Genomic DNA, 12909 nt, shown 5'->3' on the forward strand with positions numbered 1-12909 from the left:
CGGTCAGATTAGGCGTGCGCCATGTGGCGGTTCAAGGCTTCCAATGCGGGCAGATAGGTGTACCCAAGATCGCGCGCGACTGCCTCGTACGTAACCTGATGACATGCGACGTTAAGACCTGCAAGCAGAGCCGTGTTGTTGCGGAGTGCGCTAAGCACGCCTTTATTCGCTAACTGAAGAGCATAAGGAATGGTTACGTTGGTTAGTGCCAGCGTCGAGGTGCGAGGAACGGCACCAGGCATGTTCGCCACTGCATAATGGACAACACCGTGCTTGACGTAGGTAGGTTGGTCATGGGTTGTGATATGATCCACTGTCTCAATAATGCCGCCTTGGTCAATGGCTACATCAACGACTACAGATCCAGGCTGCATCGACTGAATCATATCTTCTGTAACGAGCTTTGGAGCTTTTGCGCCCGGGATGAGTACTGCGCCAATAACGAGGTCCGATTCTTTTACAGCGTCTTTGAGGTTGAAGGGGTTGGAGATTAGGGTTTGGATTTGACCACGGAACATATCGTCCAGTTCGCGCAAACGATCAGGGCTTAAGTCAACAATGGTCACTTCAGCGCCTAGCCCAAGTGCAATTTTAGCAGCATTGGTTCCGACAACACCGCCGCCGATAACTGTGACTTTGCCTTTGCGCACGCCTGGTACGCCGCTTAGCAGAATGCCTTTTCCGCCATGCACCTTCTCTAGGAACTGAGCTCCGATCTGGGATGCCATGCGGCCAGCTACTTCGCTCATTGGCGTAAGGAGCGGCAGCGTGCGCCCAACTTGTACCGTTTCATAAGCAATCGCGATCACGCCTTTGTCGACAAGCGCGCGCGTCAGTTGAGGTTCATTTGCTAAATGCAGATACGTAAACAAAATGAGGCCTTCTCGGAAGTAAGGATATTCAGCTGGAAGAGGCTCTTTTACCTTTAGAATCATATCAGCTTGAGACCAGACAGAAGCTGCTTCATGGATCATGACAGCTCCCACAGAGGTATAATCTTCATTTGTGAATCCGCTGCCTGCTCCCGCCTGTGTCTCAATAAGCACGCGGTGCCCGGCCTTGACCAGCGCATCCACTCCAGCAGGTGTAATTGCTACGCGGTTCTCATTGTTTTTGATTTCTTTCGGTACCCCAATAATCATGTTCAATCCCCCTGATATGTTTCATTACTTCTTGTCATTTAGTATAGCAATGTAAGCGATATATCACTTCGTTCAGATTCATGAATGTCAATTTATTTTATTGTTGCTTATCACCAAGGGAAATAAACAAAAAACCCAGATCTATCAGCAAGGATAGATCTGGGTTAATTCATGAATGAAGGATTCGCTGTCTTGTAGTATTGATGATCAATCAATGAAAAACACTGCCTAAGCAGCAGCCAAGCCTGACGCTTCATACGAAAGGTAACCTTCGTCTTTCCTGCAAATGACACCTGTGCTGCATCGATGCGAAATTGCCCGTTTGGAAGCAACTCAGCTGGCACATGGAGCATGACGGAAGGCCGATCTTGGTCTTCCTGCTCATGCTGCCAGCTAAGGACAAACAGCTCGTGGTCTTTGCTTCGAATTCCTGTGAAACCATAGCAGCGGAATACGCCTCGCACCGCTTCAGCAGGGGCCAGAACAATACGATGCAGATTCATGGTTCAAAGCCTCTTAGTCTTCTTTTTTCAGTTCTTCTACTACACCCTCAGCAATATCGCTGGAAGCGGATTTAACTGATTGAACCGCCTGAATGGTCGCTTCTTTTACCTGATGGGCTGCACCTGTTGTAGCATCTTTGACGGAAGTCGCAATCGCGGTGGAAGCTTCTTTAACGCCTGATACAACAGTTTCCGCCTTTTCTCCAGCATTTTTAACAGCCGTAGCCGCTTTAGAGCTAAGATCAAGCGCAACCTCTTTTGTTTTGCCGGTTACATTCTGAGCGCCTTCCGCAAGATCGCAGCGCAGCTCGCGGCCTGATTTTGGTGCAAGCAATAGAGCAGCAGCAGCGCCGACCAAGCCGCCAATAATCGCTCCTTTGATGAAAGTTGAGCAGTTGCGCTCGCAAGTCGTTTCTTGTACCGCTGTTTCTTGATTCGTACTCATGTCACATCTCTCCTCTTTAGAATTACATCATTGACGTTTACAATGGAATTACACCATTTGGATGTTTTCGAAACAAGCCATTTCATTTATTTTCCGATAATGTGCTGCGATTGCACATTGTCGTCTACTGTATACACCGACATAATTGATGGAAAAGTAGCGAACGCTAATAGGAATGAGCATGAAGAGGCAGAAGGAGATAAGCACATGAGCGAACGATTAATTGAAGAAACGCGCAACGGCTGGCTGGAATGCGAGCACCTTGGCTCGATCTGTGGAGTTGATGGAAGCGGCAGGATCGTATATGCTGTGGGTGATATGGAACGACCACGATTTTTACGATCTGCAGGGAAGCCGTTGCAGGCTATTCCGGTTGTAAGGAGCGGAGCACTCGAACATTATGGACTGCATGCACGTGATCTTGCCATTATGCTTGCCTCGCATCGAGGTGAGCCTGTTCATATGGATACGCTAGCCCATATTATGCAGTCAACGGGCATTGAGCAGCAAGAGTTGATCTGTCAGGCCTCATACCCTCTTCACGATCAATCGAAGGAGGAGTGGATTCGGCACGGAGGTTATAAGGAGAAGCGCTTCCATAACTGCTCAGGCAAGCATCTTGGAGTCCTTGCCTGGTGCCAGCACGCTGGTTACGACAAAGCGCGTTACGCGGATGCGGAGCACCCGGCACAACAAGAGATTGCCGCATGCATTGCCGAGATGTCGATGACTAGGCCTGAGGAGCTTGGCACTGGGGTGGATGGCTGCGGGTTCCCCGTGTTGGCCCTGCCGCTTCCTGCCATCGCGCGAGCATACTTACATATTGCCTGTCCTGAGAAGCTTGCTGATGCCTCCATGAGAACAGCAGTTGAACGCGTTCGTGAAGCCATGATCCAATACCCGCTTCTTGTTGGCGGAACAGGCAGATTGGATTCTGTATTGATGGAAGACGATAATATTACGGCTAAGGGCGGGTTCAAAGGAATCTTTGGCTTCTCGCTCAGGGAGGAGCAGCTTGGCTTTGCTGTGAAGATCGATGACGGCAATGATGAGGAATGCGCCTATGTCGTGACCGAGATCTTGCAGCAGATCGGCTATCGCCGCAACGAAACGATTAAGCGATTAAAGGAAACGTTCCCTATCGATATTCATAATGATCAAGGCGTTGCAGTCGGGTCTCGTCGTCCCGTCTTTCGCCTGGAAAGAGGATGATATGATGCAGCAGGTAAGAAGACAGCTAGACCGTGTTCATTTGGAGGTCATCGGTACAACATTAAGTGATGTGAGAAGCGCGGAAGCAGCTGGTGCTGATCGCATTGAGCTGATCACGGCAATCCAAGAAGGCGGCCTGACACCTAGTCTTGCTCTGGTAGAACAGGCAGTAGAGACCGCAAGCATTCCAGTGCGTGTTATGGTTAGACCTCATGCACGTTCATTTGTGTATGATCAAGATGATATGAAGACGATTGTTAGAGATGTAGAGTTGATTGCGTCTGTTGGTGCTGAAGCGATCGTATTCGGCGCATTAACGGAAGATGGAAAGGTGGATGAGCGAGCTTTGGAGCAGGTGTTCAAAGCGGCTCGCAGCATGAAGATGACCTTCCATCGCGCCATAGATGAGAGCCGGAATTTGCTTGAGGCATTCAAGACGGTGCAGCAGTATGAGGGGATTACGGATATATTAACTTCTGGAGGAGCAGATCGCGCTCCAGAGGCAGTAGAACAATTCAAGGCTCTTCTTCAAGAGTCAGGTCCTCAGGGGATTCATATCATGGCTGGAGCTGGCTTGAATCTTCAGAATATTACGGACTTTGTGCGTGAGTCAGGAGTAAGCTATGTTCACTTAGGATCTGGCGTGAGACGAAGTGGGGATGCCATGCAGCCGATTGATGCAGCACGTGTGCAAGAGCTCCGCCAACTGCTTGATCAGGCCGTCTTGGTATAATACAGCCTAGGATTGGCGAACAGGTGTTAAGGAAGCAATCATGTATTACCTTATAGGGTTATATCAATCAGGAGCAATCTCCGATTATTTGACTGGAGATTGCCCCTATTCATGCAGGTAGATGTAAATTGCTGATGGCAGGTGCTCTGTTCTCAGATTAACAGGGAAGTCATAGGTGCGCTTTTACGCCATGTACATGTGCATGAAGCCAGATCCAGCTTATGCATCAATTGGCCAGCTTTATATATTCATCGGGCTTGATACCTTCGTAGCGCGCGAAGGCTCGCTTAAAGGAATATACATTTTCGTAGCCTACGCGATGAGCGATATCATCGATTTTGCAGCGGTTGGCCCGCAGCAGCTCTTTGGCCATCTCCATGCGCAAGCGGCACAGATAATCATAAAAATTAATTCCCGTGTTCTCCTTGAATATCTTCGAAACACCAGAGACAGACAGCTGGAATCTTTCGGCCAGCTGCTTCAGCGAGATGTCCATGCTGGTGTAATTCTCGTTGACATATTGAAGCAGCATGCTGCCCACTTCCATATTAGAGCCGGAGTTCGAATACTGCGTTCTTTCACAAATCAACGTGCCGACCTCGAACACATAGCTCCACATCTCACAAGAATCGGCTGCCGCTGCACGATTATCGAATTGCTTTACATAGATGCCAGTGTCGATATTAAGCTCTTGCAGCACTCTCAATAATGTTTCCATCAGCAGGGAGATCAATTTGGCGGAGCTTCCCTCAGACAGCGCTCGTTTCTCGTTTTCAAGCTTGATTTCCTGCAGAATTTGAAGAGAAGTATCCAGATTGCCGATCTTCAGGTTGTTGATCAGCTGAACTTCCCAATCGGTAGGGTAGTAGTATTGTACGGCATGCAGCACCGTTTCCTCAGAGTGCTGGGCTCTATGCTCACTAGAGAACATCACGACCTGCAAGCGCTCTTGAGCGACATAATAGGATTTGCTGATGCCTACAATGCCTCTTTCAATAGTGCCATGCAGCACATCTGGCTGATAGCCGCAGGTGATCCCAATCGTCGCTGCGAGCTCTGCCGCGATCTGCTCTAATCTCCCTTCAGTCAATTGCTCTATGCGGCTGGAGAGGATAATGGCGTAATCCGCGTTCGTAGCCTCGAACAACTCATACTCCAAATGAAGCGAGCGCATGATTTCCTCCACTCTCATCATGGTCGCCATCTCAATATTGCGCATGCGGTCAAGGTCAGAGAGCTCCTGAACGGCATGAAAGCTGACTAGGAAGGTGCAAAACACCATATTATCCGTATAAGGGATGCCAAAGTTATGAAGCCGATTCAGATGCTGCTCATCCGGAAAGTATCCCTTTAGCAAGCGAAGCAGCATATTGGATCTGGCGGCGTTCTCAAAATCCTTGATGGATTGCTGAAGCTGCTGGTTTTCATGCAGCAGGCGGTCAAAGGATTTTTCAATATAGCTGTATTCAGAGCCCGAGACAGGGGCTGACTTGTATTCTGCATCCTTCAGCATTCCCGACAGCTTCTGCAGCAGCACACGCAGAGGATGGTAGGTGACCTTCGTCAATATGAACGCGCTGCAGATGCCCAAGATAAAGAGCAGCGCAAAGACCAGCAGCGGGCCGAGCAAATGATGAACCCATTTCCAGCTCGGATCAATATAAGACAGCTCATATTGCCATTTGCTTGCTTCTGATGACAAGACGATCGAATAAGTTTTCTCCTCTAAGTTCTTTGTGATGCTTTGTGTTTGGGATTGCTCATAAATGACCGACTTCTCAAGAAAAATCTTGAAATTCGTATATTCAGAGCCGCTGAAGCGATTCAGATAGTCAGTAAAGTAAGCGCTGTCAATAAATAGTGCGAGCACAGCTCTTGGATGATTGACCATCTCAAGGCTTTGGATGACTGGAATAACAGATTTGTCTTGCCCCCAAAGATTGGCCTTGGCCGGATGCAAAATGCGAAAGTAATCTGCGGTAGCCAACGAATCAGCTAGCTCTTCTTTTGCAGCAGGGTCAAACTGTGCGATGCGCTCAAAGAAATTGTTCGCGGGATAAGTCCCCCACGAGGTCAGAATCTGCTCTTGCTCAGGAAACACCAGCATCCCAAAGGAAAGGATGCCGAGCGAGTTGAAGTCTTGATTCAAGCTTTTTCGTATTTCTAGCATCTTGAGAAAGTCAAACTCTGTCTCGTACACATTTGTGTTTTGCATCAGCTTAATGACCCAAGCCTCGCTGCTTAAAGCTTTGCCGAGATGTTTGAGCTCATTCAGCTTATTATCAAGGACATCGGCTACTCGCTTTGCATCCAAAGCATGTCGTTGAAATTCCTCACGCTGATCTTCCCGGATGCTCTGATAAATGCTTAAAGCGCTGAAGATGATGATGGGAATCATAATAATCGCGATATACGACATTAATATTTTACGATAGGCGGCATTTCCAAAACATCTCTGATGCACCACAGTCCCCCCTCAGCACCAAACGTGAAAATGGCAGACCCGTGATGGGATGTGGAATCTGCCATTTTCCCCAGTTTATTAGCCGACCTGTTAATTGATGCTATTGTATCGGTCGAGAAGCTGCTGATCGATCTCCATCAATTCATCAAGACCGAGCTTCTTCAGTTCCGTCATATATTGATCCCAGTCATCAAGTGATTTCTGGCCAAGCGCAAGCTTTGTAGCAAGCTCCGTAGAGTAGGTTGTCAGGTTGGTTAGAATCTTTGTTTTTCTTTCAAGCTGCTGATCGTTGGGAATGGCTAAGAAGTTGTTGTTCATGTTGACAAAATACGGTGTGTATTTCAAAATCTCAAGCTCATTATCCGCTTTGTATGCTGGGACGCTGGTAAGCTCGAATTCAAGGTTGGCGAATTGTATGCGCGGGAATACGGTGTCTCCGAACAGCTGCCGGCCTGCGACGAGGCCAGATTTGGCTTGCTCTTCTTCGGAACCCGTATTTATGAATATTTTCGCGCCGTTGCTATCCAGCTCATAGGTTTTGCCTTCAATTCCCCAATAGAGGAGGTTCGCATACTCTTCTGAATAGATCACATCGAAAAATTTAATGGCGGCTTCTACATCCTTGCAATCTTTCGTAATGGCATATTTCTGCCAAACGAGAAAAGGCGGTTCCAGCTGTGCAGCAGGTGTTATGTTGTCTACAGCCTTCAGCGGCATCAGTGGAAGGAATTCACCGCCACCCTTAATAAGGGGTTCATTATATGTTGCGAGATTATAGTCGGATAGAGAACCGACCTGATTCTCGGTCATTTTCTGCGTTCGCTGTTCGCCTTGGGCTCCGATCAGGCTCGTATCCAGCACACCCTCCTTAACTAATTGCTGCATATAGCGGAAGTAGTCCTTAATGCCTTCCTGATACCATGGCGACACAACCTTCTTATTCTCCACATCGACAGCAGTAATATCAGTGCCTAAGCCGAACCACTGAGCGATGGCTCCTGAGAAGATGCCGGGATCATAAGCAAGCACTTCATCCTTCTGGCCATTGCCGTTGGCATCCCCTTCTCTAAATTTCTTCAGCGTATCCAAATATTCCTGCGCTGTGGTGGGGACAGGCAGATTCAATTTTTCAAGCCAATCCTTGCGGATCAGCATCGTTAAAGAGACAGGAGCGGGATCTTTGCCCTGATAGGTTTTTTTATGAAGATTGCTAAACCAATACATTTTTCCGTCAGGGGAGGTGGTGGTCTTTTTGGCATAAGGGAATTCCTGATCGTACATCTTCTTAATGTTGCCGTTGCTGTACTTCTCGATGAGTGGGGTAAGATCTTGGATGACGCCTTGCTTGGCAAGATTCAGTACGGTCGTATTATCAAGCTTTGAGATATTAACGATGTCAGGCAGATCAGAGCCGGAAGCCATTCTTGTCTTGATCACGACATCGTACTGCTCGCTTGGCACTAATTCATATTCGAGATCTAGACCTGCGTTATCCAGCAGCTTGTCAACTTCCTTCCATACCGGATATTTCTCCCTATCGTCAAATCGAATATGCTTGTTGGATGAGCTTGGGCCAAGCAGCCTCAGCTTGCCTGATGCTTCTGTGGTATTGCTGCCTTCGCCGGCATTCTCCTTGCTGCCGCTGCTGCAGGCTGTGATGGTTCCCATCACGAGTACGGCAGCCATAAAGGATAACAGTGCTTTTCTCCAAATCTTCATGAACATTTCCCCCTAGATCATGATTGATAACATCTATTCCTTCAAAGAGCCAAGCAGGGCCCCTTTGATGAAATACTTTTGAAAGAACGGATACGTAAAAATAACAGGCAGGGTAGTGAAGACGATAATCGCATACTTCAATTGAATGCTGGACAGCATGTTTGCAACGGCATGACGGGTATCTTCAAGTGAAAGCGTCTTCAAATCTACCGATTGCTGGACAACGACGCGATACAAATACATCTGCAGCGGGTGCAGCTTCTCATTGGGCAAGTAAACCAAAGCATCGAACCAGCTGTTCCAAATGCCGACCACTGAATAAATGGCGATTACGGCAATGATAGGCTTGGATATGGGCAGTATCACTTTAAACAGCAGCTGCAAATGGGACGCGCCATCGATAAATGCAGATTCTTTCAGCCCTTCTGGGATGGTGGTAAAGAAGGTGCGGACCAAAATAATATTCCAGATGCTTACCATTCCCGGTATAATGACCGCAAACATGGTATTGTACATGCCAAGCTTGTTGATGAGCAGGTAAGTCGGGATTAATCCGCCTCCGAAATACATTGGAATGAGCAGGAAGACAACAATCCATTTTCGCCCCTTAAGATTCTTGACGGTTAGCGGATAAGCGCCAAGCACCGCCATCAAGCAGTTCAGCACGGCCCCTGCGGTTACATATATGAGTGTATTGGAGTATGCCCACCACATCTTGGCATCCTTGAGAATGAGCTCATAGGAGCCCAAGAAGAACCCTTTTGGAATCAAAAAGACGTTCATGGCCGCAACCTCTTGTGGAGAGCTAATGGACATGATGATGACATAATAGAACGGATAGAGCGTAATCAGGCAAATGACAATAGCCATCGTGTACAGGATTATATCAACGATTATGGAGCCCTGCCTGATCTTATTCGGATTTCGCTTTAGCGCAGTGATCATGGAACTCCCCCTACCATAAGGCATAATCAGAGTACTTTCGGCTAAGTGCGTTTGCAGTATACAGCAGCGTGAAATTAATAAGCGATACGAGCAAGCCTACGGCTGTTCCTGAGCTGAAATTCCCTCCTAACAGCCCTTCACGGAACAAATAAGTGCCAATAACGTCGGCTGTTTCGTAGACCATTGGGTTGTAGATCAGCAGGATAAACTCACTGTTTGCAGACAATAAGCTGCCGATTGCAAAGATAAGCAGAATAAAGATGGTCGGTCGTATGGAAGGCAAAGTGATATTTAGCATTTGCTTGAAGCGGTTAGCGCCATCTATTTTTGCCGCTTCATACAGATGAGGGTCAACGGACGACATAGCCGCCAGATATAAGATGCTGCCCCAGCCAAATGCCTTCCATATGCTGGTGATGGTATAAATGGCCGGAAAGTAACCGGGCTCCGTATTCAGTGCTACCGGACTGCCGCCAAACAGCTTTACGAATGCGTTAATAATTCCATCAACGTTAATAAAAGACAATACCATGCCCGCCACGACAACGTTGGAGATAAAGTGGGGCAGATAGCTTGCAGTCTGGACAAACTTTTTAAAGGCGCCGGTTCTCAGCTCGTTAAGCAGCAGGGCGAACAGAATAGGGACCCAGAAGCCGAAGATGAGAAAGTAAAAGCTGAGCAAAAAGGTGTTTCTCATTAAACGAACAAAGTAGGGGCCGTTGAAGAAGTCAATGAAATGCTGAAAGCCGACCCAATCAATCTCCCCGCCAAAAGACAGAAATGGCTTTCCCGGGTAATAATTTTGAAAGGCAATCACAATCCCATACATGGGAATATAGCTGAAAATGAAAATGTGAGCCAAGACGGGAAGCATAATTAGATACAGCTGAAGATGATCGCGCCAATGGAACCCTCTTCGCTTGCTTACAGGACTGGCTGCTTTCATAACCTTCCCCTTTCATGAGAGCCCTCTATGGAGGCCGACAAACAAGAACGGCCGTACGCAGAGGCAGGTAGTATGCCAATCGGATATGTTCATTCGTCTAGAGCGAATAGGTCCATATCCAAGAGCGCAGGAAAGCGGTTTCGGTAATTCGCGGGCCCGTTCTTCCGCTTGGGTTCATCATAAAAGGGCGGCTTCAATCAAGCAAGCAACATATTTTGAAGGGCGTCACAATTTTTTCTTACATTATATAGCCGGATTCATGAAGCCTAGCAAGCTGTACCTTTTCAGCATGTGATGGATGGATGGACAGGCACAAATGATTGTAGATGCTGGGATCAGCATACCGCGCCATGGTATGGCTTCGAAAGACAATTGCGAAAGGGGAAAACGAAAAACGGCCGCCCAGGATGTCTTCCCTGAACGACCGTTCATGTTGCATAGCTTTGTTATGGACGAATGGACAAGCTGCTGGCAAGAAGCATCTTATTGACGTCTCAGCTTGCCAAGCTCCGATACCAAAGCTTCCATCTCGCTAATGCTGAAGCTTGGCTTGTTCATGACCACGTCATAAATGTCCTTGATGTCCTCGTATTGTTCAACCGAGAACGCAGAGGCCTGCATGGCTTGCGCCGTAGCCATCTTCAATCGATCCTTAATTGCTTCAATCATGGTTACAATCTCAGCTTGAGTTGCTTGTTCAGCCATTGTCGTTCCCCCCGGTATTGTTGAATACGTTCAGCTCGTATTGTAACATGCAGGGCGCGAAAACTAAACGCCATTGTTGGACTTGGTTTTCCTTTCATTCTACAGTACAATGGGCACATAAAACACGGTATATTGCTTCAGGCAGATAAATACGCATGATGAGGCATAACGATAAAGGAGACTTGCATGTATAGAAGAGAGGCGCTGCATGTGGATTCTTCGCCCACAGCAGAAGCAAGACGATGCGATGAGAAGAAGCTGCGTGTGTTCTGCCAACAGCTTGCCGAGACGTATCGACTGGATCAGATCGTCTTTGTCTGCATTGGAACAGATCGTTCGACAGGGGATGCATTGGGGCCGCTTGTAGGCTCGATGTTGGAGGACAAGGGGTGTCCGCATGTTATTGGCACGATGCCTGCACCATGTGATGCAACCAATCTTAAGCTGAGAGTGCAGGATATCCCTGAAGATAAGGCTGTGGTCGCGATAGACGCTTGTCTCGGCCAGCTTGTGAATGTAGGCTGCTATCTTATCGCAGAAGGTCCCTTGCAGCCCGCGGAGTCCGTTGGAGTTGAACTTCCAGCTATTGGCGATTACAGTATTGCAGCCGTCGTCAATGAACCTGGCGTTAAGCCTTATTGGAGCTTGCAGACGACTTCGCTCCATCGGGTCATGTGTATGTCCAAGGCAATAGCGAATGCGATTATAGATGCTTTTGAAAAAACACAGTGCAATCCAAAGTCATAAATTAAGTCGTCCTTCCATAGTATGAAGTTGTGGGCATTCAACAGCCGCACAAGAAGAGCCGGATGTGGGGCATCCGACTCCTCGACACCATATTAGGCAAGGTTTCTTTTCAATCCGTTCCTTGAAGGGGCGGATTACTTTTTATTCCGATCGGATAGAGTAATAATAAGCTGTACGAGCCCTAACATAAACATGCATGTTCCCAAGAAGAGTTCGAGCTCTGTCATTCCATTCACCTCCTTTCATGTCAAGCTGGCAGGATGGAGAATGTTCACGAATTGGATAAAGTTTCAAGTGATGAGTGGAAGTGTAATATAGTATATATTTATGGACGGAGGGCGGTTGATAGAAGCTTTTGTCAAGAATTATTCTAATGTTTCTTTACATTCGTACAAAGAAATGTAATGGACAGGCAGGTTAGAACGAAGATACGCTTATTAGGCAGCAAGATGGCAAGAATGAGATTCCAGAAATGAGGTGTTTGATATGACTAACGTTCAATTAAATCACGGTTTTCATATACATGTGACGGAGCAGGGAGCGGGTGTCCCCGTTATACTGCTTCATGGATTTTGTGGCAGCGGGGGGTACTTTGCTTCAATTAAGGAATCCTTGAGCAAGCATTGCCGAGTGATTCTCCCCGATCTGCGTGGTCATGGGAAGAGTGCTGCACCAAATGGACCCTATACCATTGAGGAGATGGCAGATGATATCATTCAAGTAGCAGACAAGCTTCAGTTGAACCAGTTCGTGCTGCTTGGTCATTCGCTAGGCGGTTACATCGCATTGTCTGCTGCCGAGCGGTATGCTGATCGCTTGCTGGGCTTCGGCCTTATTCACTCCAATGGCTATCCGGATACGGATGAGGGCAAGGCAGGACGACTGCAGGCCATTAAGAACATACAGACAGAAGGAATGGCGGCTTTTATCAATGCCCTTGTGCCAACACTATTCAACCCTGATCGTCTGGATGCTTTGAAGGGGGAGGTTCAAGCTGCGGTGCAGATTGGCTATCATACACCTCCACAAGGAGCGATCGGAGCATCTCTTGCGATGCGTGAGCGCAAGGATCGAAGACAGGTGATGGAGGATACTGATGTTCCATTGCTGCTGGTAGCAGGCAGAAAAGACCTGAAGATGCCGCCAGAGAAGCTCTTCACCACATCTCGTGAAGGGGTGTCATCCCATATCATTGAAAATGCCGGGCATATGAGCATGCAGGAGACGCCAGAGGAGCTTGTGAGCATCATTCAATCATTTGTCAAAGAACGAGTCGAAGCCGTATAATAAAATAGCATTTGGTGGTGCTGCCTTGCTTAGGCAGCACTTTTGCTTAGAATAAGCGGAT

Annotated in this window: 12 protein-coding genes; 4 read left to right on the plus strand and 8 right to left on the minus strand. The window is 47.7% G+C overall.

Annotated elements, in window-relative coordinates; translation table 11 throughout:
- Positions 1 to 8 precede the first annotated feature (8 nt).
- From ald to B9Y93_RS19650, 3 genes are all read right to left on the minus strand, one after another.
- Complete coding sequence (gene ald / locus B9Y93_RS19640) at positions 9 to 1142, minus strand: alanine dehydrogenase (RefSeq protein ID WP_085497305.1); 1134 nt, start codon at positions 1140 to 1142, stop codon at positions 9 to 11.
- Between the two features lie 164 nt (positions 1143 to 1306).
- On the minus strand, positions 1307 to 1645 hold the full coding sequence (locus tag B9Y93_RS19645) for a hypothetical protein (protein WP_085497307.1): 339 nt from the start codon (positions 1643 to 1645) through the stop codon (positions 1307 to 1309).
- A gap of 13 nt (positions 1646 to 1658) precedes the next feature.
- Complete coding sequence (locus tag B9Y93_RS19650; protein ID WP_085497309.1) at positions 1659 to 2090, minus strand: YtxH domain-containing protein; 432 nt, start codon at positions 2088 to 2090, stop codon at positions 1659 to 1661.
- Positions 2091 to 2297: 207 nt separating this feature from the next.
- On the opposite strand from B9Y93_RS19650, the gene B9Y93_RS19655 reads away from it, so the two are divergent.
- Both B9Y93_RS19655 and B9Y93_RS19660 read left to right on the plus strand, forming a co-directional pair.
- Positions 2298 to 3302 carry an asparaginase gene (locus B9Y93_RS19655; RefSeq protein WP_085497311.1) on the plus strand — a complete coding sequence of 335 codons (1005 nt, stop codon included), beginning with the start codon at positions 2298 to 2300 and terminating at the stop codon, positions 3300 to 3302.
- Position 3303: 1 nt separating this feature from the next.
- Positions 3304 to 4035, plus strand: coding sequence for a copper homeostasis protein CutC (locus tag B9Y93_RS19660; RefSeq protein ID WP_244903494.1), 732 nt, complete (start codon positions 3304 to 3306; stop codon positions 4033 to 4035).
- 226 nt (positions 4036 to 4261) lie between these two features.
- On the opposite strand, the gene B9Y93_RS19665 is transcribed toward B9Y93_RS19660, so the two are convergent.
- The 5 genes from B9Y93_RS19665 to B9Y93_RS19690 form a co-directional block, all read right to left on the minus strand.
- Positions 4262 to 6499 carry a helix-turn-helix transcriptional regulator gene (locus B9Y93_RS19665; protein WP_085497313.1) on the minus strand — a complete coding sequence of 746 codons (2238 nt, stop codon included), beginning with the start codon at positions 6497 to 6499 and terminating at the stop codon, positions 4262 to 4264.
- A gap of 90 nt (positions 6500 to 6589) precedes the next feature.
- Positions 6590 to 8218 carry an extracellular solute-binding protein gene (locus B9Y93_RS19670; protein WP_085497315.1) on the minus strand — a complete coding sequence of 543 codons (1629 nt, stop codon included), beginning with the start codon at positions 8216 to 8218 and terminating at the stop codon, positions 6590 to 6592.
- 33 nt (positions 8219 to 8251) lie between these two features.
- Entirely contained in the window at positions 8252 to 9163 is a 912-nt protein-coding gene (locus tag B9Y93_RS19675) for a carbohydrate ABC transporter permease (RefSeq protein ID WP_085497317.1), read from the minus strand.
- A gap of 10 nt (positions 9164 to 9173) precedes the next feature.
- Positions 9174 to 10109 (minus strand): ABC transporter permease, encoded by a 936-nt coding sequence (locus tag B9Y93_RS19680; RefSeq protein ID WP_085497319.1) that lies wholly within the window; start codon positions 10107 to 10109, stop codon positions 9174 to 9176.
- Between the two features lie 483 nt (positions 10110 to 10592).
- Positions 10593 to 10814: a DUF1128 domain-containing protein gene (locus tag B9Y93_RS19690; protein ID WP_085497323.1), complete on the minus strand. Its 222-nt coding sequence runs from the start codon at positions 10812 to 10814 to the stop codon at positions 10593 to 10595.
- A gap of 186 nt (positions 10815 to 11000) precedes the next feature.
- On the opposite strand from B9Y93_RS19690, the gene yyaC reads away from it, so the two are divergent.
- Positions 11001 to 11561, plus strand: coding sequence for a spore protease YyaC (gene yyaC / locus B9Y93_RS19695; RefSeq protein WP_085497325.1), 561 nt, complete (start codon positions 11001 to 11003; stop codon positions 11559 to 11561).
- A gap of 486 nt (positions 11562 to 12047) precedes the next feature.
- Complete coding sequence (locus B9Y93_RS19700) at positions 12048 to 12848, plus strand: alpha/beta fold hydrolase (RefSeq protein WP_085497327.1); 801 nt, start codon at positions 12048 to 12050, stop codon at positions 12846 to 12848.
- Positions 12849 to 12909: the final 61 nt, after the last annotated feature.

Source organism: Paenibacillus aquistagni, assembly GCF_900177815.1.
Lineage (GTDB): Bacteria > Bacillota > Bacilli > Paenibacillales > Paenibacillaceae > Paenibacillus_B > Paenibacillus_B aquistagni.